The 25,047-nt window shown below is 40.5% G+C and carries 22 protein-coding genes; 13 read left to right on the forward strand and 9 right to left on the reverse strand.

Annotation, left to right across the window (positions count from 1 at the left end):
- The first annotated feature begins 2 nt into the window (after positions 1-2).
- The 11 genes from murE (at position 3) to lpxC (ending at position 13,521) form a co-directional block, all read left to right on the forward strand.
- Entirely contained in the window at positions 3-1,484 is a 1,482-nt protein-coding gene (murE, locus tag F8B77_RS11120; RefSeq protein ID WP_151655397.1) for a UDP-N-acetylmuramoyl-L-alanyl-D-glutamate--2,6-diaminopimelate ligase, read from the forward strand.
- A complete protein-coding gene (locus F8B77_RS11125; RefSeq protein WP_151655398.1) occupies positions 1,481-2,839 on the forward strand; it encodes a UDP-N-acetylmuramoyl-tripeptide--D-alanyl-D-alanine ligase in 1,359 nt (452 codons plus the stop codon). Before murE ends, F8B77_RS11125 begins: the two co-directional genes overlap by 4 nt.
- Positions 2,839-3,921: a phospho-N-acetylmuramoyl-pentapeptide-transferase gene (gene mraY / locus F8B77_RS11130; RefSeq protein WP_151655399.1), complete on the forward strand. Its 1,083-nt coding sequence runs from the start codon at positions 2,839-2,841 to the stop codon at positions 3,919-3,921. Before F8B77_RS11125 ends, mraY begins: the two co-directional genes overlap by 1 nt.
- Before the next feature lies 1 nt (position 3,922).
- The gene (gene murD, locus F8B77_RS11135; RefSeq protein ID WP_151655400.1) at positions 3,923-5,245 is read left to right on the forward strand and encodes a UDP-N-acetylmuramoyl-L-alanine--D-glutamate ligase; all 1,323 of its coding nucleotides are present in this window, start codon (positions 3,923-3,925) and stop codon (positions 5,243-5,245) included.
- A 2-nt stretch (positions 5,246-5,247) separates the two neighbouring features.
- Positions 5,248-6,450, forward strand: a complete 1,203-nt coding sequence (gene ftsW, locus F8B77_RS11140) for a cell division protein FtsW (protein WP_151655401.1) — start codon at positions 5,248-5,250, stop codon at positions 6,448-6,450.
- The gene (murG, locus tag F8B77_RS11145) at positions 6,434-7,498 is read left to right on the forward strand and encodes an undecaprenyldiphospho-muramoylpentapeptide beta-N-acetylglucosaminyltransferase (RefSeq protein ID WP_151655402.1); all 1,065 of its coding nucleotides are present in this window, start codon (positions 6,434-6,436) and stop codon (positions 7,496-7,498) included. Before ftsW ends, murG begins: the two co-directional genes overlap by 17 nt.
- Before the next feature lie 18 nt (positions 7,499-7,516).
- Positions 7,517-8,980 carry a UDP-N-acetylmuramate--L-alanine ligase gene (gene murC / locus F8B77_RS11150; protein ID WP_151655403.1) on the forward strand — a complete coding sequence of 488 codons (1,464 nt, stop codon included), beginning with the start codon at positions 7,517-7,519 and terminating at the stop codon, positions 8,978-8,980.
- Positions 8,981-9,208: 228 nt separating this feature from the next.
- Entirely contained in the window at positions 9,209-9,949 is a 741-nt protein-coding gene (locus F8B77_RS11155; RefSeq protein WP_244298252.1) for a cell division protein FtsQ/DivIB, read from the forward strand.
- A 14-nt stretch (positions 9,950-9,963) separates the two neighbouring features.
- Complete coding sequence (ftsA, locus tag F8B77_RS11160) at positions 9,964-11,226, forward strand: cell division protein FtsA (RefSeq protein WP_151655405.1); 1,263 nt, start codon at positions 9,964-9,966, stop codon at positions 11,224-11,226.
- Positions 11,227-11,259: 33 nt separating this feature from the next.
- The gene (ftsZ, locus tag F8B77_RS11165; protein WP_151655406.1) at positions 11,260-12,498 is read left to right on the forward strand and encodes a cell division protein FtsZ; all 1,239 of its coding nucleotides are present in this window, start codon (positions 11,260-11,262) and stop codon (positions 12,496-12,498) included.
- 105 nt (positions 12,499-12,603) lie between these two features.
- The gene (gene lpxC / locus F8B77_RS11170; protein ID WP_130043977.1) at positions 12,604-13,521 is read left to right on the forward strand and encodes a UDP-3-O-acyl-N-acetylglucosamine deacetylase; all 918 of its coding nucleotides are present in this window, start codon (positions 12,604-12,606) and stop codon (positions 13,519-13,521) included.
- Positions 13,522-13,616: 95 nt separating this feature from the next.
- On the opposite strand, the gene F8B77_RS11175 is transcribed toward lpxC, so the two are convergent.
- Entirely contained in the window at positions 13,617-14,087 is a 471-nt protein-coding gene (locus F8B77_RS11175; protein ID WP_244298253.1) for a DUF721 domain-containing protein, read from the reverse strand.
- Positions 14,088-14,420: 333 nt separating this feature from the next.
- Between F8B77_RS11175 and secA the strand changes: the two genes are divergently transcribed.
- Entirely contained in the window at positions 14,421-17,144 is a 2,724-nt protein-coding gene (secA, locus tag F8B77_RS11180; protein WP_130087762.1) for a preprotein translocase subunit SecA, read from the forward strand.
- 97 nt (positions 17,145-17,241) lie between these two features.
- Positions 17,242-17,640, forward strand: coding sequence for an 8-oxo-dGTP diphosphatase MutT (gene mutT / locus F8B77_RS11185; protein ID WP_151655407.1), 399 nt, complete (start codon positions 17,242-17,244; stop codon positions 17,638-17,640).
- A 71-nt stretch (positions 17,641-17,711) separates the two neighbouring features.
- On the opposite strand, the gene yacG is transcribed toward mutT, so the two are convergent.
- The 8 genes from yacG to nadC form a co-directional block, all read right to left on the reverse strand.
- A complete protein-coding gene (yacG, locus tag F8B77_RS11190; RefSeq protein WP_130043980.1) occupies positions 17,712-17,921 on the reverse strand; it encodes a DNA gyrase inhibitor YacG in 210 nt (69 codons plus the stop codon).
- A 7-nt stretch (positions 17,922-17,928) separates the two neighbouring features.
- Positions 17,929-18,675 (reverse strand): cell division protein ZapD, encoded by a 747-nt coding sequence (zapD, locus tag F8B77_RS11195; RefSeq protein ID WP_151655408.1) that lies wholly within the window; start codon positions 18,673-18,675, stop codon positions 17,929-17,931.
- Between the two features lie 8 nt (positions 18,676-18,683).
- Positions 18,684-19,304, reverse strand: a complete 621-nt coding sequence (coaE, locus tag F8B77_RS11200; RefSeq protein WP_151655409.1) for a dephospho-CoA kinase — start codon at positions 19,302-19,304, stop codon at positions 18,684-18,686.
- Positions 19,301-20,188, reverse strand: a complete 888-nt coding sequence (locus tag F8B77_RS11205; RefSeq protein ID WP_151655410.1) for a prepilin peptidase — start codon at positions 20,186-20,188, stop codon at positions 19,301-19,303. The genes coaE and F8B77_RS11205 overlap by 4 nt, the downstream gene beginning before the upstream one ends.
- A gap of 103 nt (positions 20,189-20,291) precedes the next feature.
- Positions 20,292-21,530, reverse strand: a complete 1,239-nt coding sequence (locus F8B77_RS11210; protein ID WP_151655411.1) for a type II secretion system F family protein — start codon at positions 21,528-21,530, stop codon at positions 20,292-20,294.
- Between the two features lie 21 nt (positions 21,531-21,551).
- The gene (gene pilB, locus F8B77_RS11215) at positions 21,552-23,240 is read right to left on the reverse strand and encodes a type IV-A pilus assembly ATPase PilB (protein WP_151655412.1); all 1,689 of its coding nucleotides are present in this window, start codon (positions 23,238-23,240) and stop codon (positions 21,552-21,554) included.
- A 6-nt stretch (positions 23,241-23,246) separates the two neighbouring features.
- Positions 23,247-23,711, reverse strand: a complete 465-nt coding sequence (locus F8B77_RS11220; RefSeq protein ID WP_151655413.1) for a pilin — start codon at positions 23,709-23,711, stop codon at positions 23,247-23,249.
- A 336-nt stretch (positions 23,712-24,047) separates the two neighbouring features.
- Positions 24,048-24,935, reverse strand: a complete 888-nt coding sequence (gene nadC, locus F8B77_RS11225; RefSeq protein WP_167512809.1) for a carboxylating nicotinate-nucleotide diphosphorylase — start codon at positions 24,933-24,935, stop codon at positions 24,048-24,050.
- Positions 24,936-25,047: the final 112 nt, after the last annotated feature.

The following is a 25,047-nucleotide window of genomic DNA, read 5'->3' on the forward strand; positions in this document are numbered from 1 at the left end:
TGATGATGCAGTTATCTGAATTACTGTTGCCGTGGTGCGAGTTAAATCAATCTGTGGCAATTTCATCTATGACATTGGACAGTCGCCAAGTATCTCCTGGCTGTTTATTTGTAGCAATTAAAGGCCATTCAGTGGATGGTCGCCAATTTATTTCATCAGCAATTGAACAAGGTGCTGTTGCGGTTATTGCTGACGCTGATGAAGAGAATATTACTGGTACAGTAAAGGTTATTGATAACGCTGTTGTTGTTTATATTGATTCTCTTTATACGAAGTTAAGTGCGATTGCAGGAGCTTTTTATCAAGCGAATAAGAGAAGCATGCAACTCGTCGGTATTACTGGTACTAATGGTAAAACGACGATTTCTCAGATCATTGCGCAATGGACGACTTTATTAAATCGACCAGCTGCTGTGATGGGGACTACGGGTAATGGTTTATTGTCGGACCTTAAACCTGCCTTGAATACAACGGGTAGTCCAATTGAAATCCAACAAACACTGGCTGAGCTTGAAAATATCGGAGCTAAACTGACGGCATTAGAAGTGTCGTCTCATGGTTTAGTTCAAGGGCGTGTTAATGCGTTATCTTTTGATGCCGCCGTATTTACGAACTTAAGCCGTGACCATCTTGATTACCATGGTGATATGGCAAATTATGCTGAAGCTAAAAAGTTATTATTTACTTCTCATAGGCCAAAACACTCAATCATCAATGCGGATGATCAAGTGGGCTGCCAATGGTTAAAAGAGATGCCTCATGCCGTCGCTGTTTCTTTAAATGAAGAAAATATCTCTTTTCATTCCGGTAAGAAGGTATTTGCGACATCGGTTGTTTATTCAACCGAAGGCATTCAACTTTCCGTTTCTTCAGATTGGGGAAATGTTGCTTTTTCAGTGCCTTTAATTGGGGCATTTAACGCAAGCAATATTCTCGTTGCTTTCGCAACACTTCTTTCTCTAGGTTATGACATCCAAGCTTTAGCTCAAACTGCACCTCAGTTGAATGCGGTTATTGGCAGAATGGAACTGTTTACTGCTGATAATAAAGCTAAAGTCGTAGTGGATTACGCGCATACACCTGATGCTTTAGATAAGGCATTACAAGCATTACGTGTTCACTGCGAAGGTAAGTTGTGGTGTATTTTTGGCTGTGGTGGCGATAGAGATACGGGTAAACGACCAATGATGGCAAGTATTGCTGAGCAACAAGCGGATGTGGTCATTCTTAGTGATGATAACCCTCGTTCAGAAGATCCAAGTGTAATTACTAATGACATGTTAGCAGGGTTAAAAACACCAGAATCAGCACATGTTATTCATGACCGTTTTAAAGCCTGTCAGTTCGCATTATCTCAAGCGAATGAAAGCGATATCATTTTACTAGCAGGTAAAGGGCACGAAGATTATCAGGTGTTAGCCGATAAGACCGTTCATTACTCGGATCGTGAAACGGCACAAAAATTATTAGGGTTACAAGCATGATAACGATGTTACTAAGTGAAATAGCAAAAGCGTGTGATGGACGTTTAGTTGGGACGGATTGTCAAATATCATCAGTATCAACAGACAGCCGACATATTGAGGCTCAAGGGCTTTTTGTTGCTCTTATCGGTGAACGCTTTGATGCTCATGATTTTATTCCTGTCGCTCAAGGGCAAGGTGCAATAGCTCTTCTTGTATCAAAAGAAGTCGACACAACACTTCCTCAGGTGATTGTTTCTAATACGCAAAAAGCGCTAGGCTTAATGGCGAAACACGTACATCAGGTTTGTCATACTTTTACGCTTGCCTTAACAGGCAGTTGTGGCAAAACCACAGTAAAAGAGATGCTCGCTTCTATTTTGACTCGCACTGGTGAGGTGTTGGCAACCGCTGGAAACTTTAATAATGAGATCGGCGTTCCGTTAACGTTATTACGCTCTCAACCAAGTAATGATTTTGCCGTTATCGAATTGGGTGCAAATCATCAAAATGAAATCTCATACACAACTCAATTAGCTCAACCCAATGTTGCTCTGGTTAATAATATCGCGGCAGCGCATTTAGAAGGGTTTGGTTCAATTGAAGGGGTAGCGAAAGCAAAGGGTGAGATTTTTGAAGGGCTACAAGAAAACGGAACCGCTATTTATAATTTAGATAGCAATGGCCTACCAAAATGGTCTTCGCTATTTGAAGGTAAACAAGTCGTTAGTTTTGCTATGAGTAACTCTAGTGCCGATTTTTATGCTTCAAATATTGAAATAAATGGCATGGGTGAACCAAGCTTTCAAATCAATACACCTCAAGGAAGTACTCAGGTTTCTTTAGGCATTATTGGCAAGCATAATGTAGTCAATGCAGTTGCTGCTGCGGCTTTAGCTATTCAAGCTAACGTGTCACTAGATGATATTCAACAAGGGCTACAACAGTTGGGTAGCGTAAAAGGACGTGTTGCCGTTGAAACGTTAGGCTCTGGTTTGAAGGTTATTGATGATACTTACAATGCCAGTGTTCCTGCGATGAAAGCAGCAGTGGATTTACTGGGTGGGTTCGAAGGCCAACGTTGGCTTGTTTTAGGTAATATGGCAGAGCTAGGTGAAGAAAGCCTTGCACTTCATCGTGAAGTTGGGGAATATGCTGCCCCATATCAATTTGAGCAAGTAGTGACATTTGGTGATGACACAAAAGTGATCAGTGAGCTATGTAATGGCCGCCATTTTGAAACGCGTTCTGATTTGAACGCCTACTTACTTAAAGAATTACAATCTATTAAACATAATGAGGTTACCGTGCTAGTTAAAGGTGCCAACAGTTCACGCATGAGCGAAGTGGTTTCTGCTCTTAAGGAGTGTCAATAATGATTATTTGGTTATCCAATTTTCTAGAGCAATATTTTCCATTTTTCCGCCTATTTGAATATTTAAGCTTTAGAGCCATTTTAAGTATTATCACAGCATTAACCATTTCTCTTTGGATGGGGCCGAAATTAATTAAATGGTTACAGAACCTACAAATCGGTCAAGTTGTACGTGATGACGGTCCTGAATCGCATTTCAGTAAACGTGGTACACCAACCATGGGCGGTATCATGATTCTTACTGCGATTACGGTGACCGTGTTTTTGTGGGCAGATCTGACAAACCCTTATGTATGGGCAGTGATGTTTGTATTGTTAGGCTATGGCGCCGTTGGTTTTGTTGATGACTACCGTAAAGTTGTCCGTAAAAACACCGATGGTTTGATTGCTCGTTGGAAGTACTTTTGGCAATCAGCAATTGCGTTAGTGGTCGCTTTTGCTTTATATGCTTATGGTAAAGATACGGCTGCAACACAGTTAGTAGTTCCTTTCTTTAAAGAAATAATGCCTCAACTTGGCCTTACTTATATCCTTCTTACTTATTTTGTTATTGTGGGCACAAGTAATGCGGTGAACTTAACCGATGGTCTTGATGGTTTAGCTATCATGCCTACGGTATTCGTTGCTGCTGGTTTTGCCTTTATTGCATGGGCTACTGGTAATGTACAGTTTGCGAATTACTTACATATTCCACACATCCCACAAGCAAGTGAATTGGTTGTCGTTTGTGCAGCAATCGTTGGTGCAGGTTTTGGTTTTTTATGGTTTAACACCTACCCAGCACAAGTATTTATGGGCGATGTAGGTTCGTTAGCGCTTGGTGGTGCATTAGGTACGATTGCGGTGTTAGTTCGTCAAGAGTTTCTATTGGTTATCATGGGTGGTGTATTCGTTGTTGAAACCTTATCGGTAATCCTTCAAGTAGGTTCATATAAACTACGTGGTCAGCGTATCTTCCGTATGGCACCAATCCATCACCATTACGAATTAAAAGGTTGGCCAGAGCCTCGCGTTATTGTGCGTTTCTGGATTATTTCTATGTTATTGGTTCTTATTGCATTAGCGACATTGAAGGTACGTTAATATGAGTGGTTTTGATGGTGTAAAAAATGTTGTAGTGGTTGGCTTAGGCATGACAGGTTTGTCTGTTGTTAAGCACTTACTGAGACAGCCTGAAGCGTTAACAATTAAAGTGATTGATACTCGTGATACACCACCAGGCCATGACCAATTGCCTAAAAATGTAGAACTGCATTCAGGAGGGTGGCAACAAGATTGGCTGATTAATGCTGATCTGATTGTTACTAATCCTGGAATCGCCTTAGCGTCACCTCAACTAAAGCCTGCAATGGATAAAGGGATTCAAATTGTTGGTGACATCGAGTTATTTGCTTGGGCGGTGAATGCTCCTGTTATTGCGATTACTGGTTCTAATGGTAAAAGTACGGTGACCGATCTCACCGGAGAAATGGCAAAAGCAGCAGGAGTGAAAACCGCTGTTGGGGGAAATATAGGCTTTGCGGCACTTGATTTACTAGAGCAAGATGCTGAGCTTTATGTTCTTGAACTTTCGAGCTTCCAACTTGAAACAACCTCTACATTAAAACTGAAAGCGGCTGCATTTTTGAACTTATCTGAAGATCACATGGATCGCTATCAAGGCATGGCTGATTATCGTCAAGCTAAGCTGCGTATCTTTGATCACGCTGATGTAGGTATTGTTAATCGTGACGATAAACAAACTTACCCTGATGTTGAAAAAACAGTAAAAAGTTTTGGGTTTGATCAAGGTGATTATGGCTGCATTGAAAAAGAGGGTATCGAGTATTTAGCGAAAGACTCAGCGCCAATTATTGCAGCGAGTGAATTAGGGTTAGTTGGAAAACACAACATAGCAAACGCCTTAGTCGCTATTGCTTTACTTGATGCCGTGGGCATAAATATTAAATCTACACTCGATACATTAAGAACTTACAATGGATTGACACATAGATGTCAGGTTGTCGCTGATAATGGCGGTATTCGCTGGGTTAATGATTCAAAGGCGACCAATGTGGCAAGTACGTTAGCCGCATTATCTGGTTTAAACATCGATGGAAAGCTGCACCTATTGGTTGGTGGTGTTGGTAAAGGTGCTGATTTTTCAGATCTCTCTCCTGCATTAAAAGCGCTTGATTTAATGATGTATTGTTTTGGAGAAGATGGTCCCCAATTTATTCCATTAGATCCACGCTCTGGCTTATTCCAAACTATGGATGAAGCATTAGCATTCCTTTTTCCAACACTAAATGCAGGCGATATGGTGATGCTTTCTCCTGCGTGTGCAAGTTTTGATCAGTACGCAAATTTCATGGCTAGAGGTGATGCTTTCACTAAGCTAGCAAAACAGTATTCAGCTGAGAGTTAATTTTGATAATTGATCGTATTAAACAATGGGTATCTCCAGTTCAAGACTGGTGTTTAACGCCATCACCTAAAGTCATGTTTGATCGTCAGTTGGTTTGGATTGCACTTGGTTTGATGCTTACTGGATTGGTAATGGTGGGTTCAGCCTCTTTTCCTATTAGTACTCGTTTAACGGATCAGCCATTTCATTTCATGATGCGACATATGCTATTTGTATGTTTAGCGCTTGGCGCCTCATCGGTTGTATTACGTATTAAATTGGATACTTGGTTAAAATACAGCAGCTATTTATTGTTGCTCTCTTTTATATTATTAGCTGCTGTTTTAGTGGTGGGTAAATCTGTAAATGGTGCCGCTCGTTGGCTACCTTTAGGCATTTTTAACTTACAACCCGCTGAGGTTGCAAAGCTTTCTTTATTTGTCTTTATCTCTGGCTACTTAGTACGTCGTCACGGTGAAGTTCGTGATAGTTTTAAAGGCTTTGTAAAGCCTTTAGTTGTTCTTATTGGTCTTGCTTTTTTCTTACTACTGCAACCTGATTTAGGAACAACCATTGTAATGTTTGTAACCACTATCGGTATGTTATTTATTGCCGGAGCTAAGTTATGGCAATTTATCGCACTAGTAATGAGTGGCATTTCGTTAGTGATTGTTCTGATCATTGCAGAACCTTATCGTATGCGTCGTGTCACCTCTTTTTTAGACCCATGGCAAGATCCATTTGGTAGTGGTTATCAACTTACTCAATCGCTGATGGCTTTTGGTCGAGGAAGTTGGTTTGGTGAAGGTCTAGGTAACTCAATTCAGAAACTAGAATACTTACCAGAAGCGCATACTGACTTTGTTTTTGCGGTTATTGCAGAAGAATTAGGGTTTGTAGGTGTTACTCTTGTTTTAGTATTAATTTTTGCGTTAGTACTAAAAGCGTTACTTATTGGACGTAAATGCTTGCAGCATGACCAGCGTTTTGGTGGGTTCTTAGCTTTTGGTATTGGTATTTGGTTTGCTTTCCAGACTTTGGTAAACGTAGGTGCAGCGGCGGGTATCGTTCCAACCAAAGGGTTAACGTTGCCACTTATCAGTTATGGTGGTTCCAGTTTAATTATTATGTCGATAGCGGTTTCACTGCTTATTCGAATTGATCATGAATGTCGGGTCTTTTTAGAAAACGAGCCTCCACGGAGCGAAAATGAAGAACAAAAATAAACGTTTATTAGTGATGGCTGGTGGTACTGGTGGGCACGTGTTTCCTGGTTTAGCCGTAGCGAAGCAACTTCAAAGTGAAGGTTGGGAAATTCGTTGGCTAGGAACAGAAGACAGAATGGAGGCGGATTTAGTACCAAAACATGGTATTGACATCGACTTTATTAAAGTAAAAGGGTTGCGTGGGCAAGGCATAAAAAAATTGCTTGCCGCGCCTTTTCAGATTTTAGGTGCAGTTTCTCAAGCAAAAAAACACATTAAAGCGTGGCAGCCTGATGTTGTTCTTGGCATGGGTGGCTATGTAAGTGGGCCCGGTGGTATTGCCGCATGGCTATCTGGCATTCCAGTGGTATTGCATGAACAAAATGCCGTTGCAGGATTAACCAATCAATGGTTATCTAAAATTGCAAAACGGGTTTTTCAGGCGTTTCCAGGAGCATTCCCAAATGCTGAGATCGTCGGAAATCCTGTACGTGAAGATGTGTGCCAATTGCCTCACCCAAAAGAAAGATTTGCAGAGCGATCTGGCCCTATTCGTTTGTTAGTGATGGGGGGTAGTCAAGGTGCTCGCATTCTAAATACAACCTTACCAGAAGCGTTACCCCAGCTAAATCATGCTATTGAAATTTGGCATCAAGCAGGTAAAGGTAATCAAGAAACGGTAAATCAAGCTTATAAGGATAGCGGTATTGCAGATGCTAAAGTGACGGAGTTCATTGATGATGTAGCAGCAGCTTACGCATGGGCTGATGTATTAGTTTGTCGTTCGGGGGCATTAACGGTATCTGAAGTTTCGGCAGCTGGGGTTGGTTCTGTATTTATTCCTTTTATGCATAAAGATCGCCAACAAGCATTAAACGCAGATCATCTCGTACAGTGTGGCGCAGCGCAAATGATTGAACAACAAGATTTAACAGTTCAAGGTTTGGTTGATACACTGAATGGTTTAGAACGAAAAGAATTAGTAGAAATGGCATGTAATGCACGTAAGGCTGCGATTATTGACGCCGATGTACGTGTTGCCAACGCGATTAAAGACCTCGCAAAATAAAAAGAATTGAGATTTAGAATGATAAAAGATCAGAAACTGCAATTAGCTGAAATTAGAACCATGATCCCTGAAATGCGCCGAGTTGAATGCATTCACTTTGTCGGTATTGGCGGTGCGGGCATGAGTGGTATTGCTGAAGTACTTCTAAACGAAGGCTATAATATTAGCGGTTCAGATATGGCCGAGAATACAGTTACGGTTCGTCTAGCTCAAAAAGGCGCGACGATCTTTTTTGGACATCAAGCAAGTAATGTAGAAAAAGCCAGTGTAGTGGTTGTATCTACTGCAATTGAGCCAACGAATCCAGAAATTGTTGCAGCAAAAGAACATCGTATCCCTGTTATCCGTCGTGCTGAAATGTTAGCTGAACTCATGCGCTACCGTCACGGTATTGCGGTTGCAGGTACACACGGAAAAACGACAACAACAGCATTAACCACGCAGATTTATTCAGAAGCGGGGTTAGATCCAACTTTTGTCAATGGTGGCTTGGTGAAAAATGCAGGTACAAATGCACGCTTAGGTTCTAGTCGATTTTTAATTGCAGAAGCGGATGAGAGTGACGCGTCATTCTTACACTTACAACCTATGGTAAGTATTGTTACCAATATTGAAGCTGACCACATGGATACTTATGGTGGTGACTTTGAAGTATTAAAACAAACGTTTATTGATTTTCTTCATAACTTACCATTCTATGGTCAAGCGGTAATGTGCATTGACGATAATGTGGTTAGAGAGTTATTACCACGAGTCAGTCGTCAAGTGATTACCTATGGCTTTTCAGAAGATGCTGATGTGCGTTTAATTAATTATCGCCAAGTCGGTCAGCAGAGCTTCTTTACGGTACAGAGAAAAGATCGCACTGATTTAGATATTATTTTAAATATTCCAGGTAAGCATAATGCGTTGAATGCAACCGCAGCTATTGCCGTAGCAACAGAAGAAGAAGTAGAAGATGAAGCGATTCTATCTGCACTTTTAAACTTCGAAGGTGCAGGGCGTCGTTTTGACCAACTTGGGGAGTTTGAAACAGGTAATGGCTCGGCAATGTTAGTGGATGATTATGGTCACCATCCGACAGAGGTTGATGTAACCATTAAAGCAGCACGGGCTGGCTGGGCTGAAAAGCGCCTTGTTATGATTTTTCAACCGCATCGTTATAGCCGAACTCGTGATTTATATGATGATTTTGCCAATGTATTGGATAATGTTGACGTATTAATCATGCTTGATGTGTATTCTGCTGGTGAAACCCCAATCGCAGGGGCAGATGGAAGAGCATTATGTCGAACCATTCGTGGTCGAGGAAAAATTGATCCTATCTTTGTACCAAATATTGATGCACTACCTCCAGTGTTGGCAAATGTGATCCAAGAAGGTGATCTCGTGCTTACTCAAGGTGCTGGAGATGTCGGTAAGTTAGCAAAGCAATTAGCTTCAATGAAATTAAATATTGAAACTATGCGTGAGTTTGGGTGATTATTGTTTAATTAGTTAGAACTTCTAATAAAAATACGAATAATGAGATAGAATCCTTATTGTATTAATAATATCCTATTAGGCGTTGGGATAAAGGGCTTTTGAGTCCTATACTTATTAGATGAACTTTGTTTTATCACCATTAAAGTATAATAACTTGGTTTAGTTTATTGTAGATGACGTTATATATTGGCTCTGTTGTGAAAGAATATGATTAAGACGGTCAAAATGAAGACTTCATTTGATAAAGAAAAATTAAGAAAACACCTTCCTGGTGGGCTCTTTCTTTCTTTAGTCGTAATTATTTCATTATGGCTTGTTATCTCAACCGTGAGTTGGATGACAGATGAAGACAGATTGCCTTTATCTCATATGATTATTAAAGGTCAATTAAAACACATTACGGCAGATGATATTCGAGAAGCTATTGATTCAATGGATTCTATTGGGACGTTTATGACCCAAGATGTGAATAAATTGCAAGATGCCTTATTGTCTTTGCCTTGGATCTCCCAAGTTTCTGTTCGTAAGCAGTGGCCTGAAACGATCAAAGTGTTCGTTGTTGAGCACCAACCTGAAGCAACTTGGAATAACAGCGTTATTGTTAATCCTGAAGGTGTTGTATTTCATGCGCCAATGAGCGATTTACTAGAGCCAAAACCTGCTTTATTTGGACCAGAAACGAGCAGTAAAGAAGTACTTGCCTTTTGGCATCAGTTACAAAAGCAATTTGCTCCGTTAAATATTACGGTTCGTAGCGTCGCATTGACAGACAGATTGTCTTGGCAAGTTGTTTTAGATAATGGCATACGACTAGAGCTTGGCCGTGATGCCAGAGAAGAAAGAGTCAATCGTTTTGTTGCTCTATATAAGCAATTAACAAATAAAAAGAATTCGATAGATTATATAGATCTTCGTTACGATACAGGTGCCGCCGTTGGGTGGAAGCCTGATGATGTTGAAGATTAAAGAAGAGAATTGACATGAGTAAAACGCCAGAAGGCAGTATTATTGTTGGTTTAGATATCGGTACAAACAAAGTATCAGCGTTAGTTGGTGAAGTTTTACCTGATGGCCAAGTGAGCGTTATTGGCTCTGGTTCATGTCCCTCAAGAGGAATGGATAAAGGTGGTGTGAACGATCTTGAATCGGTAGTCAAATCGGTTCAAAGAGCGATTGATCAAGCCGAATTGATGGCTGAATGTACCATTACCTCCGTGTTTATTTCTTTATCTGGTAAGCATATAGCTAGCCAAATAGAGAAAGGAATGGGGTCTATTTCTGAAGAAGAAGTAACCCAAGATGACATGGACAGTGTTATTCATACAGCAAAATCAGTAAAGATTGGTGATGAACAACGCACCTTGCATGTTATACCTCAAGAGTTCTCCATTGATGTGCAAAAAGGCATTCGAAATCCTATTGGATTATCGGGAATGAGAATGGAAGTAAGTGTTCACCTTATTACATGCCATAATGATATGGCGCGTAACATCGTAAAAGCAGTAGAGCGCTGTGGCTTGAAAGTTGAGCATGTTATATTCTCAGGATTAGCATCAAGTAATGCCGTTATTACCGAAGATGAGCGTGATCTTGGAGTTTGTGTTGTCGATATTGGCGCCGGGACGATGGATATCGCCATTTGGACTGATGGTTCATTACGTCATGCTGAGGTGCTTCCTTATGCGGGCAATGCAGTAACCAGTGATATTGCTTATGCTTTTGGTACGCCCTTTAACGATGCTGAAAAATTAAAAGTTAAATACGGTTGTGCTATAAGTGAACACATTAATCGTGATGAAACGGTCAATGTTCCAAGTGTTGGTGGTCGACCATCAAGAAGTTTACAGCGAAGAATGCTAGCGGAAGTTATCGAACCGAGGTATTCTGAACTGCTAGGCCTTGTAAACCAGCGTATTCTTGCAATTCAAGATAAATTACGCGCTGAAGGAACAAAGCATCACCTTGCTGCTGGTATCGTATTAACTGGTGGTGGGTCACAGATTGAAGGTTTGGTAGATTGCGCTGAGCGTGTTTTCCAGACTCAGATTAGGATAGGTCAACCTTTAGAGGTTACGGGCCTAACTGATTATGTAAAAGAACCTTATCAAGCAACAGCAGTAGGACTTTTACATTACGGTAAAGAAAGTCAATTGCATGACGATGAAGATTATGTGCCAAGTAAACACCAATCTTTCACTACCGTAATAAAGAAATTTAAAAATTGGATACTAAAAGAGTTTTAACCTGAAGCGAACAGGAAGAAACGGAGAGAACAAATGTTTGAGCCGATGATGGAAATGTCCGACGAAGCAGTAATTAAAGTAGTTGGTGTAGGTGGCGGTGGCGGTAATGCTATCGAGCACATGGTACGTGAGTCAATTGAAGGTGTTGAATTCATTAGTGTAAATACTGATGCGCAAGCTCTTCGTAAGACTAGTGTAAATACAGTGATTCAAATTGGTGGAGACATCACAAAAGGCTTAGGTGCAGGTGCAAACCCGCAAGTTGGTCGTGATGCTGCGCTAGAAGATCGTGAAGCGATTAAAGAAGTACTGGCTGGTGCCGATATGGTATTTATCGCTGCTGGTATGGGTGGTGGTACTGGTACAGGTGCTGCACCAATTATTGCTGAAATCGCGAAAGAGCTAAATATTCTAACGGTTGCTGTTGTTACAAAACCGTTTAGTTTTGAAGGTCGTAAGCGTCTTGCTTTTGCTGAGCAAGGTATTGAAGAGTTATCAAAACACGTTGACTCATTAATTACGATTCCAAACGAGAAGCTGTTAAAAGTACTTGGTCGTGGTATTACATTATTAGAAGCATTTGCAAAAGCAAATGATGTTCTTCGTAATGCGGTTCAAGGTATTGCTGAACTAATTACACGCCCTGGTATGATCAACGTAGATTTCGCCGATGTTCGTACTGTTATGTCTGAAATGGGACATGCAATGATGGGTAGCGGTATCGCAGTGGGTGAAGACCGTGCAGAGCAAGCAGCGGAAGAAGCGATTTCAAGTCCATTACTTGAAGATATCGATCTTGCTGGTGCGCGTGGCGTTCTTGTAAACATCACTGCTGGTCTAGATATGCGTCTTGATGAATTTGAAACTGTTGGTAATACAGTTAAAGCATTCGCATCAGATAACGCAACGGTAGTTATTGGTACGTCTCTTGACCCTGACATGACTGATGAGATCCGTGTTACCGTTGTTGCTACAGGTATAGGCACTGAAAAAAAACCTGAAATCACGCTAGTGACAAATAAAGCAGCAGCACCGGCTCAGCCAGTGGCAACACCAGCACAGCCTGCAGCTCAAGCACCTGTACAGCCAAAAGCCGCAGTTGTTGAACCAGCAGTAGAGAAAGCGGCACAAAATGTGCAAGCGACTAAACCTGCTGCATCGTCAACATCACCAGCAGCTGGTGTACAAAATGCGGGTGCAGCACAAGCTAAACCAGATCAAAAAGAAGATTATTTGGATATTCCTGCGTTTCTACGACGTCAAGCTGACTAATTAATCACCAAACGATTTGGTTTTATAGAAATTTGTGTGCTAAAATGCCAGACCAATTCTTAGAATTGGTTTGAAATCAAGCATATTTATAGTTGAGATGAGCATATGATCAGACAACGTACACTGAAAAGTATCGTACAAATGACAGGCGTGGGTTTACACTCAGGCCGTAAAGTTACGCTTACTCTTCGTCCAGCAGCTGCAAATACAGGTGTTATTTATCGTCGTACCGACCTTAATCCACCAGTAGATTTCCCTGCGGACCCAGAGTCAGTACGCGATACTATGTTATGTACAGCGTTAGTTAATGATGAAGGCGTAAGAATCTCAACGGTTGAGCACTTAAATGCTGCACTAGCAGGCATGGGCATTGATAACGTTGTTATTGAAGTTGATGCTCCTGAAATTCCTATTATGGATGGCAGTGCAAGTCCTTTTGTTTATCTTTTACAATCTGCGGGTATTGAAGAACTTAATACAGCGAAGAAATTCATTCGTATTAAGAAACCTGTTCGCATTGAAGATGGTGATAAGTGGGCGGAAATTCGTCCATATAACGGCTTCCGTTTAGATTTCACTATTGACTTCAATCATCCTGCGATTGATTCTGATGACCAAAAGTTAGTGTTTGATTTTTCAAGCCAATCGTTCATCAAAGATATCTCTCGAGCTCGAACTTTCGGGTTTATGCGCGATATTGAGTACTTGCAATCACAAAACCTATGTTTAGGTGGTAGTTTTGATTGTGCAATCGTACTAGATGATTACCGTATTCTAAATGAAGACGGGTTACGTTTTGATAATGAATTTGTAACGCATAAAGTTCTAGATGCTGTAGGCGACCTATATATGTGTGGCCATAGTATCTTGGGTGAATTAAGCGCTTATAAATCAGGTCATGCTCTGAATAATCAGTTACTTCGTGCTGTTCTTGCTGATCAAGAAGCATGGGAGTGGACAACCATTGAAGATGAGCAAGAGTCACCAGTTGCATTTATGCAGCCAGGAATGGTACTTGCCTAGACCATCATCAAATTAAGAAAGCCAAGCAGTTTGCTTGGCTTTTTTATATCTAATATATTCTTACTTCTTACTTCTTACTTCTTACTTCTTACTTCTTACTTCTTATTCGCTAATGCAGCTAGGCTTTCTAAACGTTTTTTTAATTTAGGTGAGGCAGTTTCTGCGACCATTTCTAATGCGCTTGCCGCCGCTGCAGATAACTCGCGTTTTGCTTGTTTCTCTGATTTATAAACGGCCGGTTTTTCACTGACAAAAGATCGAGCAAGATCAGGATTGATCTTTACTTCTAAGTTAGAAAGCCCAGGTAAACCATGTTTTCGAAAAGTCGATAAAATAGAGATTCTTTCATAATTAATCCGAGTTGCCCAAACGCTGCTCGATACCTCGATCACTAAAGATCCTTGGCGATAATTTGCCACACGGCAATGATCTTCACACCCTTTAGGTAGCGCATCTTTTAGTACATGCGACAGCTTAGATAAAATAATCGCTTTTTCTTGCAGATCTTTAAAGCGGGTATTATTAAAAAAATCATTTGCAGGTTGGGGTCTGTGGTCTCGCATCATCAGGAATTCTCACAACAAGGGCGTTATTTAATAGGGTTTTATTAAAGAAAAAGTCATAAATGCCAATTAGATCTGAATTTTTCAGAATTGAAATCAAACTCTACGGATTTAACTTAGGATTGCTTAACGATATCGCTTATACTTTGTTAATTATTACTTATGATGACTAGCAACACAAGAATCAGAGCAGACCTTGAAAAATCAAGGGCTGATCCCCATAAGATAAGTATATAAAGAAGTATTTTTCTTAGAGTACATTCTCTAGGCGATTGATTCACATTTCAGAATAAACCGATCAGTAATGATCAAGAGATAAAGAGAAGCAACGGAATCATGTTTTCTAAAATTCTAACAAAAGTTATCGGTAGCCGTAATGATCGAACATTACGCAAACTACGTAAAATCGTAGATCAAATTAATAAGCTTGAGCCGCAATTCGAATCATTACAAGACGAAGAATTAAAAGCGAAAACAATCGAGTTCCGTGCACGTCTAGAGCAAGGCGAAGAATTAGACAATTTACTACCAGAAGCATTTGCAACGGTTCGTGAAGCATCAAAACGTTTGTATGGCATGCGCCATTTTGATGTTCAAATGATTGGTGGCATGGTGCTAAACAATAGCCAAATCGCAGAGATGCGTACTGGTGAAGGTAAAACATTAACAGCAACACTACCCTGTTATTTGAACGCACTGACAGGAAAAGGTGTTCATGTTGTTACTGTAAATGATTATCTTGCAAAGCGTGATGCTGAAACCAACCGTGAGCTTTTTGAATTCTTAGGAATGACGGTTGGTGTTAACGTACCAAACATGGCTCCACCTGAGAAAAAACAAGCGTATTTATGTGATATTTTATATGGCACAAATAACGAGTTTGGTTTCGATTATCTACGTGACAATATGGCTTTCCGTGCCGAAGACCGTGTTCAACGTGAGCGCTATTTTGCAGTAGTCGATGAAGTGGATTCAATCTTAATCGATGAAGCTCGTACTCCTCTTATCATTTCAGGTCCTGCTGAAGATAGCTCTGAATTATATACACGAATCAACACCCTAATTCCTCAACTTGTAAAACAAGATGAAGAAGATAGCGAAGAATATCGTGGTGAAGGCCACTACACGCTAGATGAAAAGGGAAAACAAACGCACCTAACAGAAAATGGTCAAGAATTTGTTGAGCAACTTCTAAAAGATGCAGGCTTGATGGAGCAAGAAGATACTCTGTACTCTCCAGCAAACATTAGCCTACTTCATCATATTAATGCCGCTTTACGCGCGCATGTGTTATTTGAAAAAGACGTTGATTACATCGTAAAAGACGATGAAGTTATCATTGTAGATGAACATACTGGCCGTACAATGCCGGGTCGTCGTTGGTCTGAAGGTTTACACCAAGCTGTTGAAGCAAAAGAAGGGGTGAAAATTCAGAACGAAAACCAAACATTGGCTTCTATTACGTTCCAAAACTTCTTCCGTCTGTACGATAAACTGTCAGGTATGACAGGTACTGCTGATACCGAAGCATTTGAATTCCAATCTATTTACGGCCTAGATACGGTGGTTATACCAACAAACCGTCCGATGGCACGTAATGATATGGGTGATTTAGTCTACATGACTGAAGCCGAGAAATTTGCTGCAATCATTGAAGATATCAAAGGTTGTTCTGAGCGTGGTCAACCTGTACTTGTTGGTACCGTTTCAATCGAGAAATCAGAACTGCTTTCAAATGCACTGAAAAAAGCAAAAATTAAGCATAATGTACTTAATGCTAAATTCCATGAAAAAGAAGCAGACATCGTTGCAAATGCAGGTACATCAAGTGCGGTAACTATTGCAACTAACATGGCTGGTCGTGGTACAGATATTGTTTTAGGTGGCAGCTGGCAGGCAGAGGTTGCAAAACTGTCTGATCCAACAGAAGAGCAAATCAAAGCATTAAAGGCTACATGGAAAGAAGCGCATGACGCTGTTCTTGCTGCTGGCGGTCTTCATATTATTGGTACAGAGCGTCATGAATCTCGCCGTATTGATAACCAATTACGTGGCCGTGCTGGCCGTCAAGGTGATGCGGGTTCTTCACGTTTTTACCTATCAATGGAAGATGCTTTAATGCGTATCTTTGCATCGGATCGCGTATCTAGCATGATGAAAAAGCTAGGTATGGAAGAAGGTGAAGCGATTGAGCATCCATGGGTAACAAAAGCAATTGAGAACGCGCAGCGTAAAGTTGAAGGCCGTAACTTCGACATCCGTAAGCAATTACTTGAATACGATGATGTTGCTAACGATCAACGTAAAGTCGTTTACGAACTGCGTGATGAGTTAATGAACGTTGATGATATCAGTGAAATGATCGGTTATAACCGTCAAGAAGTTCTTGAAGGGTTATTTGGTCAATATATTCCACCTCAATCTCTTGAAGAAATGTGGGACGTAGAAGGTTTAACGACTCGTCTACGTGCTGATTTTGATTTAGATCTTCCATTGCAAGAGTGGTTGGATAGCGATGATAAACTTCACGAAGATAACTTACGTGAGAAGATCATTGAAGCTTCAATTCAAGTTTACAAAGAGAAAGAAGAGTCAGTAGGCGAATCGGTTCTGCGTAACTTTGAAAAAGCAGTTATGTTACAAACACTTGATGGGTTATGGAAAGAGCACTTAGCTGCGATGGATCATCTACGCCAAGGTATTCATTTACGTGGTTACGCTCAGAAAAACCCGAAACAAGAGTACAAGCGCGAGTCGTTTGAGTTGTTTGAAGGCCTGCTAGATACGTTAAAATATGATGTTGTCTCTATTTTAAGTAAAGTACGCGTGCAGCAACAAGAAGATGTAGAGCGTATGGAAGAGCAGCGTCGTCAACAAGCAGAAGCAGCAGCTCGTCGCCAGCAACTTCAACACCAGAATGCTGAAAACCAACTAGATGATGGTGAATCGTCAGATGAAAACCACACTCCAGTAGTTCGAGATGAGCGAAAAGTGGGTCGAAATGAGCCTTGCCCATGCGGCTCTGGTAAGAAATACAAACAATGTCACGGTAAGATCTAGTTAATACTTACTGTTATTGATATTCATTGAAAAATAAAAGCCGCTATCATTTAGCGGCTTTTTTATAAGCGTGATATAGAGATAGGAAAGGCTATACATGAAACGATTACATATAGTTGCAGCAATCATTTTAAATGCAGAAAAGAACCAAGTCTTTATTACTAAACGCCCAGATATAGCACATAAAGGAGGCTTTTGGGAGTTTCCTGGCGGTAAGGTTGAAGTTGGTGAAAGTGCAGAGCAGGCGCTTATCAGAGAGTTGTATGAAGAGATTGGTATTAACTCAACAAAACTCGATTTATTTGAATCGCTAAATCACGATTACCCAGATAAATCTCTCTACTTTGATTTTTTCACTGTGACCCAGTTTGAGGATCTGCCTTATGGAAAAGAAGGGCAAGAAGGGTTATGGGTATCCATTTCAGAGCTTAAAGGCTATGATTTTCCTGAAGCGAATGTACCCGTAGTAAATAAAGTTATTGAGCTGTTTAGTTAATCATAAGCCATATCGTTTAAGTCGATATAAAAAAAGCGATCCTGATGATCGCTTTTTTATTGGAATTAATCTTAGTATTGGTCTTCAGACCAACCATCAGAATCTGACATGTCTGGAGCACCAGGAATCGATTTTTCTTCATCAGCCCATTCACCAAAATCAATCATTTGGCATTTTTTACTACAGAAAGGACGAAATTGACTTTCTTCGTTCCAAGTAACAGCGGCTTGGCATGTTGGGCATTTAACAATAGTTGGTTGAATGTTGTTTGATTCTGACATGGGTTCCTCAACAGACAGCAAGCGTAAACTCAATGTCTTTTTCGCAATTCTTATTGGTTTCAAAAGACATAAATCGTAACGCAAAACGGCTCTTATGCCCAGAAATCATTGGATAAACCCCTTGTTCAATAGGTATTTCTAAGCGCAGTAAGTTTGCATTTTCCATTTCACTTTGCATAAAGCCATTACGTGCAATTTGTGGCTCAAAACGCGCGGTTTCTCGTGTTAATCGTAGCCATAATGACAACGCATCAGAGAGAGAAAGTAATTGAGACATCCAATTATGCGTATTTCGGCAACGAACTTCTAAAGGAAGGTGTAACCAATGGTGAAGTGCGGGTAAATCAAAGCAGCAATCGCCACCAGGAATAAAAAATCGTTGTTTTAATGCAGATAGAAAGCGATCTTCTCTTAAAGAGTGGCCAGGTCGAGTCGTTTGCATTAAGTTATAATGAACCTGACTAATTTTATCTAAAACAGAAAGTAAAGCTGATTGGTCAACGCCTTCAAGATCCATCCAAGCGCGATATTGCAGACGAAGTTTTTCTAAATCTTTACCCAGTTCAGCTTTGACTTGCACCTGCTCCAAAATATCAAGCATATTAAAAAGAGAACTAAAGAAAACTTGATACTCAAATGGCTGAGTTAGATCAGCTGAATGCCCAAGCTTACGAAATAGAGATTCAATTCGTAAATAAATTCGAGTCCTTTCATTTAAAGGGTGTTCAAACCTTTGCATAGCCGATCCATTCATAGTTGTTATTAATGTTCTTTATTTATAAATACTTGAGACAATAGCAGATATTTATTATGTAGCAGAGCTATTTCACTGTCTAAATTGTAAATAGTGTGATCATTCTTTATTACATCATCAGCAATTGCTAATCGCTCTTCTCGTGAGGCCTGTGAAGCAAGAACCGCTTTAATTTGCTCTATATTTACTTTATCACGATTTGCCGTTCGATTAATTTGAGTTTGCTCCAAAACATCAACAACAAGCACGCGATTTGCTAAATATTGCAATTGATTTTCAACCAATAGCGGAACAACCAATAAGGTGTAGCAGGAGGTTGATAATGAGAGCTGATGCTGCATTTGCTCTCTTATCAGCGGATGAAGTAAATTATTCAGCCATTCTTTCTCGGTTGGATTTGAAAAAATACGCTGTCTTAGCTCTGCTCGATTTAACTGTCCGTTTGGTAATAAAATGGACGGCCCAAAATGCTCTGTGATCGACATTAAGCCTTTGGTATTTGGTTCTACGACTTCACGAGCAATGATGTCGGCATCAACAATAGAAATCCCGTGATTGTTTTGAAAAGCATTGGCGACAGTGGTTTTTCCACTGCCAATTCCACCGGTAATAGCAACAACATAACTCATAATGGAAAGCCTAAGATTGAAGTGAAATACCATTGTCCAATTTGTTGTCCCCACAGTAAGCAAATCCAACCAGCAATGGCTAAGTAAGGGCCAAATGGAATTGCTTTATCTAGCCCTTTTTTCTGAGCACTTAACATTGCAATACCAATGATCGCACCAACAACAGACGAAAGTAAAACAACTAAAGGCAATTGCTGCCAACCGAGCCAAGCGCCAAGTGCAGCGAGTAATTTAAAGTCACCATACCCCATGCCTTCCTTGCCAGTCAGTAATTTAAAGCCCCAATAAATTGACCATAAAATAAGGTAACCAGCCATCGCACCAATTACTGCATCGGTTAAGCTTACCGGACTCCAACCCACTAAGGCTAAATAAAGACCTGACCATAATAAAGGTAGAGTGATTTGATCCGGCAGTAGCATGGTGTCTATATCGATAAAAGTTAGGGCGATAAGCACCAAGGTAAATATAACCGCGGCAATGGCAAAGTAAGAAAAAGGAAATAGATAAGAAACCGTAAAGCACATTGCTCCTGAGAGTAATTCAATTGCAGGATAACGAAAACTGATCGGATTACTGCATTGACGGCACTTACCCCTTAATAATAACCAGCTAATGACAGGGATGTTGTCATAAAATTTAATTGGAGTATTGCATTTAGGGCAACGAGAACGAGGAACACTTAAGTTAAATGTTTCTTCCGTTTTCTCTGGCTTATTCTGTGGCGTTAAGTCTGGAAAGCATTCAATACACTCTTTTTTCCACTCTCTCTCCATCATAATAGGGAGGCGATAAACCACCACATTGAGAAAACTACCAATCAATAAACCAAACAGGGTAGCAAAGAGAGGAAAAAGCCAAGGGTAGTAATCAAAAACAGCCATGAAAGGACGTCCAAAATGAGATTAAGTATATAGGGTTGATGGTATCAGAATTCCCAAAAATGAAGTAGTGAAGAGTCTTTATTTACGGTTCTACTCCTATTTTTTAACCAATCACACTCATTAGATTAAAGATAGGCAAGTACATTGATACAACTAAACCACCGATCATTATCCCTAAGAAGAGAATAATAAAGGGCTCAAGGATTTTCCCTAAATTATCAACGGTGTTATCAACATCATCTTCATATACAAATGCCACTTTATTCAACATATCGTCTAATTTTCCCGATTCTTCACCAATCATGACCATTTGTAATACCATTTCAGGAAAGGCTTGGGTGTGGCGCATGGCTAAATAGAGAGGCATTCCTGCGGCGGTATTCTGCTGTACTGAATTTATGGCTTCTTGATAATAAAGGTTTCCAGCGGTTTTACTGGTGGTTTTTAGGCTATGTAAAATAGGCAATCCTGAACTAAAACTGGTGGCCAATGTTCGACTAAATTTAGCGATAGCGGCTTTAGACAGTACCGGTCCGATGATTGGGAACTGTAAACAATGGCGATTGAGAAACCGGCGAAAGGCATAAGATTTTTTGCTTAATAAACGCAGTGAGGCAGTCAGTAATAGTAAGGTTAAGAGAATCCAAAAACCATAATTTTGCAAAAAATGAGAAGCATTGACAACTTGCTGGGTAAACCAGGGCAGTACGGCGCCAAACCCTTTAAAAATGGCTTCAAATTCTGGAATCACAAACACCAGCATTAAAACAGTAACCGCAATCGCGATAACAAAAACCATGGTCGGGTATATCATCGCTTTGACGACTTTTGCTCGTAATGCTTCACTCTTTTCTCGGTATTCTGCTAAACGAGAAAAGGCGTGCGATAAACTGCCTGTCTCTTCTCCTGTCGCGACTAAATCAATATAAAAAGAATCAAAATGAGAGCAGCTAGTAGAGAGTGCTTTTGAAAGTTGAGTTCCCGCCTCTATTGATAAACAGACTTGATTGAGTATGGATTTCATTTCAGCTTTAATATTGTTTTCAGCGATGAGTTGTAATGATTGAACAATAGGAACACCCGCACTAAGCATTGTCGCTAACTGGCGAGTGAATAGAGTGATGTCTTTTCGTTTAACGGCGTGCTTCATTTTTTCTACGCTAGAAATTCTGCGTTTTTTAATTTTCTTTATTTGAATGTTTTGCTCATTGAGTTTTGCCCTGACTTCTATTTCGGTAAGGGCAAGTAATTTCCCTGATACTTTTTTCCCCGTGTTATTAATGCCACGCCATTGGAAATTATGTAGGGTCAGCGTTTTTATTTTTGTTTTTTGTTTTAGCATGAGAAGTGACTTACATAAGAATTAAAAGTAAAGAACACGCGTAAGCTCTTGCAAGCTTGTCGTGCCATCTTCAAGACGTTTTATGCCTGAGGCAGCGAGATTATCCATGCCTTGGTTAACCGCGATTTGTTCTATTTGTCTTACCGTTGCCCCTTTAAGGATCGCAGTGGACAGTTCTCGAGTGAAAGGCATAACTTCATAAATACCAATACGGCCTGAGTACCCATGAGTACATTCATTACAGCCCTCAAGTCGAGCTTTAAAAACAGTGCTTAATAAATCGATGCCGTACTTTTCTCTTGTTTCTGAACTGAGGTTGTCAATGTCTTTACAGTGAGGACAAAGTCTTCTTGCTAAGCGTTGGGCGATAATTAAGCTAAGAGAAGAGGCAAGGTTGAAGTTTTCTATTCCCATATTGCCTAAGCGAACGACGGTTTCTGCTGCGGAATTAGTGTGCAAGGTAGACAGCACTAAGTGCCCTGTTTGAGCGGCTTTTACTGCGATTTCTGCTGTTTCAAGATCTCGAATTTCCCCTACCATGACGATGTCTGGATCTTGTCGTAAAAAAGAGCGTAAGGCATGGGCAAAAGTAAAACCGATTTTAGGTGCGACTTGTACTTGGTTTACTCCATTAAGATTAATCTCAACCGGATCTTCAGCGGTGGATATGTTTTTTTCGGTGGTATTTAAAATGTTTAAACCAGAGTAGAGAGAGACGGTTTTGCCGCTGCCTGTAGGACCCGTCATTAATATCATCCCTTGAGGACGTTTTAATGCGTTAAGATAAAGTTCTTTTTGTTTGTCGCTGTAGCCTAATTTATCAATATCCAAACTTGCTGCGCTGCTATCTAGCAGACGTAAAACAATTTTTTCTCCCCATAGCGTGGGAAGTGAAGAGACACGCATATCGATGGATATGTCATTATTCAATTTGAGCTTTATACGGCCATCTTGTGGTAAGCGGCGCTCTGCAATATCAAGTTTAGCCATGATCTTTAAGCGAGCAGAAAGACGGCGACTTAAATGTGAAGAGGGTGAACTGTTCTCTACTAAGATCCCATCGCAACGAAAACGAACACGGTAGCTTTCTTCATAGGGCTCAAAATGAATATCTGAAACCCCTTTTCGGACCGCTTCTAATAAAATTTGGTTAATAAAACGAGTGACAGGGGCATCGTCTTGGCTGAGATCTTCTGTGGCGCTTATCTCATCAAGTGACACATCAACCAGTGAGGCTAACTCATCTTGAGTTATCTCTTTATGTTGGCTATTGCTTGCTGATAATCCTACACCGTAGACACGGCGAATGGCTGCTTGGATCTGCCCTTGATCGGCAAGCATTAATTCAATTTGCTTTCCGCTGCTAAAGCGAAAATCATCTTCTATTTGCGCAATACTGGGATCGGCAACAGCAAGACGAATGGTGCAATTGTCATAACTGACAGGAAGGGCTTGGTAACGAGTAATGAGATCGCGAAGCCCCAACTTTTGACAAGTGGCAGCGTAATCAAATTGGGTCACATTGATCACCTCAAGCCCAAAGATTTGAGCAAGGTGACTGACCAGTTCATCAGGCGTAAAGATCCCCTGAGCTAACAGAGCAGAAGGCACGGTGTGCGTTTCTGCTTGAACTGACTCTATGATGCTGCTTTCTTGCGTCGCGCTGATTAACTCAGCTTGACGCAAGATTGAAGCTAGATTGGTATGCATTTATATCTAGCTGTCATTTTCTTCTGTATCAGGTGGAGTACATTTTGCAGGGGCAATGGCAGCCTCCCCAGTCGTTGTACATTTCCACTTTCCATTACCATCTCTTGTTAGTGTCACAGCCTTACCTGTGGCGCTGTTATCGTCATTTAGTTTAAATGTAATGCTACCTGCAGCGCTAACAGCACCAGATTGTGCTATAGCGATATCCCCTGTACCTAAATCCTTGAATGTACCAAGGCGAGTGAAATCCTCTTCGTCCTCGCTAGCATTAGGAAACACCCCCTCTGTTGCAATATAATCTTCAATATTTGTTTTTAACGCGGCAATATTTGCTAGGCCGACGCCAAGCTCTGCTTTTTTTACGTAGTTTTGGTATTGAGGTACAGCCACAGCGGTTAACACACCAATGACGGCAACTACAATCATTAATTCAATTAAGGTAAAGCCTTTCTGTCCTTGACGCTTTTTCATATTTCTCTCCAAGATGAATCAGGGATGATTCATATTTTATTTAATGGGTAAAATAGTAAAACGAATAGAGATATGATAGAAAGAAAAGAGAGGCTTTCGAGTGAGTAGTAAGTTTGTAATGTGATGAATGTAAGCGTAAAAAATCAAATACGATTCACTTCAAAAAGTCATAAATTAAACCTTGCTTCCGATCGCAAGTCTTAATTTAAATACATTCATTTAACTTATTAGGTAAGCTGTTAATTATGTGAATAATATCAAAGATATAAGAGGGAAATTGTGTAATAAAAAAAGCCAGCAAGTTGCTGACTTTTTGTTTATTGATAATGTGACGATTTACTTAAAGCGCATCGATAAATCCATGGCTTTAAGATGTTTTGTTAGTGCGCCAACAGAGATGTAATCAACCCCCGTTTCTGCAAACTCAGCAATCGTATCTAAAGTGACATTACCAGAGTTTTCTAGTGCGGCACGACCAGCGTTAATTTTTACGGCTTCACGCATCATGTCAGTGGTGAAGTTATCGAGCATGATAATGTCAGCCCCTGCATCAATCGCTTGTTGCAGCTCTTCTAAACTTTCCGTTTCAACTTCTACTGGCTTACCAGGGTTAAGCTCTTTTGCTGTTGTGATGGCTTTTTCAATTCCGCCACACGCGATAATGTGATTCTCTTTAATTAAGTAGGCATCAAATACGCCAATACGGTGATTGAAACCACCGCCACAAGCGACAGCATATTTTAATGCACTGCGTAAACCCGGAATGGTTTTACGAGTATCAAGCAGGCGACATTTGGTGTGTGCAATTTTTTCAGCGTAGGTTGCTGTTACGGTTGAGCACCCAGATAGGGTTTGAATAAAGTTCATTGCATTACGCTCACCGGTTAATAGTGTGCGAGCTGGGCCTGTTAACGTACAAAGCGTTTGGTTTGGCTCTACGTTATCACCATCTTCTACATGCCATTCAATAGAAACGGTACCGCCCAGTTGTTTAAAGACTTCATCGGCCCACATTTTTCCACAAAACACACCATGTTCACGAGTGATGATGGTTGCTACAGACTGCGTATCTTCAGCGATTAAACTTGCTGTGATATCTGTACTTACCTCTAATGTACCGCCTAAATCCTCACGTAATGTGTCAGAAACCGCACGAGTGATTTCTGCGGGAAGCTGTTGTTTTAAATACTCAAGGCGAGAGGCGCTATCATGGGTTTTGATCATGGTAAGGTCCATTGAATGTGTGAAATAGGATTATGGCGACAATAATACTCGCGCTAGAGCAGAATTTCATCATAAGATACAAAGATTAGTTTAATTTGAACGGGAATAAATG

The organism is Aliivibrio finisterrensis (assembly GCF_008933155.1).
GTDB lineage: Bacteria > Pseudomonadota > Gammaproteobacteria > Enterobacterales > Vibrionaceae > Aliivibrio > Aliivibrio finisterrensis.

Excerpts from the sequence above, each read along its gene's own strand:
- murE (WP_151655397.1), top strand. The coding sequence starts at position 3 with ATGATGCAGTTATCTGAATTACTGTTGCCGTGGTGCGAGTTAAATCAA.
- F8B77_RS11125 (WP_151655398.1), top strand. The coding sequence starts at position 1,481 with ATGATAACGATGTTACTAAGTGAAATAGCAAAAGCGTGTGATGGACGT.
- mraY (WP_151655399.1), top strand. The coding sequence starts at position 2,839 with ATGATTATTTGGTTATCCAATTTTCTAGAGCAATATTTTCCATTTTTC.
- murD (WP_151655400.1), top strand. The coding sequence starts at position 3,923 with ATGAGTGGTTTTGATGGTGTAAAAAATGTTGTAGTGGTTGGCTTAGGC.
- murG (WP_151655402.1), top strand. The coding sequence starts at position 6,434 with ATGAAGAACAAAAATAAACGTTTATTAGTGATGGCTGGTGGTACTGGT.
- murC (WP_151655403.1), top strand. The coding sequence starts at position 7,517 with ATGATAAAAGATCAGAAACTGCAATTAGCTGAAATTAGAACCATGATC.
- F8B77_RS11155 (WP_244298252.1), top strand. The coding sequence starts at position 9,209 with ATGAAGACTTCATTTGATAAAGAAAAATTAAGAAAACACCTTCCTGGT.
- ftsA (WP_151655405.1), top strand. The coding sequence starts at position 9,964 with ATGAGTAAAACGCCAGAAGGCAGTATTATTGTTGGTTTAGATATCGGT.
- ftsZ (WP_151655406.1), top strand. The coding sequence starts at position 11,260 with ATGTTTGAGCCGATGATGGAAATGTCCGACGAAGCAGTAATTAAAGTA.
- lpxC (WP_130043977.1), top strand. The coding sequence starts at position 12,604 with ATGATCAGACAACGTACACTGAAAAGTATCGTACAAATGACAGGCGTG.
- F8B77_RS11175 (WP_244298253.1), bottom strand. The coding sequence starts at position 14,087 with ATGATGCGAGACCACAGACCCCAACCTGCAAATGATTTTTTTAATAAT.
- secA (WP_130087762.1), top strand. The coding sequence starts at position 14,421 with ATGTTTTCTAAAATTCTAACAAAAGTTATCGGTAGCCGTAATGATCGA.
- mutT (WP_151655407.1), top strand. The coding sequence starts at position 17,242 with ATGAAACGATTACATATAGTTGCAGCAATCATTTTAAATGCAGAAAAG.
- yacG (WP_130043980.1), bottom strand. The coding sequence starts at position 17,921 with ATGTCAGAATCAAACAACATTCAACCAACTATTGTTAAATGCCCAACA.
- zapD (WP_151655408.1), bottom strand. The coding sequence starts at position 18,675 with ATGAATGGATCGGCTATGCAAAGGTTTGAACACCCTTTAAATGAAAGG.
- coaE (WP_151655409.1), bottom strand. The coding sequence starts at position 19,304 with ATGAGTTATGTTGTTGCTATTACCGGTGGAATTGGCAGTGGAAAAACC.
- F8B77_RS11205 (WP_151655410.1), bottom strand. The coding sequence starts at position 20,188 with ATGGCTGTTTTTGATTACTACCCTTGGCTTTTTCCTCTCTTTGCTACC.
- F8B77_RS11210 (WP_151655411.1), bottom strand. The coding sequence starts at position 21,530 with ATGCTAAAACAAAAAACAAAAATAAAAACGCTGACCCTACATAATTTC.
- pilB (WP_151655412.1), bottom strand. The coding sequence starts at position 23,240 with ATGCATACCAATCTAGCTTCAATCTTGCGTCAAGCTGAGTTAATCAGC.
- F8B77_RS11220 (WP_151655413.1), bottom strand. The coding sequence starts at position 23,711 with ATGAAAAAGCGTCAAGGACAGAAAGGCTTTACCTTAATTGAATTAATG.
- nadC (WP_167512809.1), bottom strand. The coding sequence starts at position 24,935 with ATGATCAAAACCCATGATAGCGCCTCTCGCCTTGAGTATTTAAAACAA.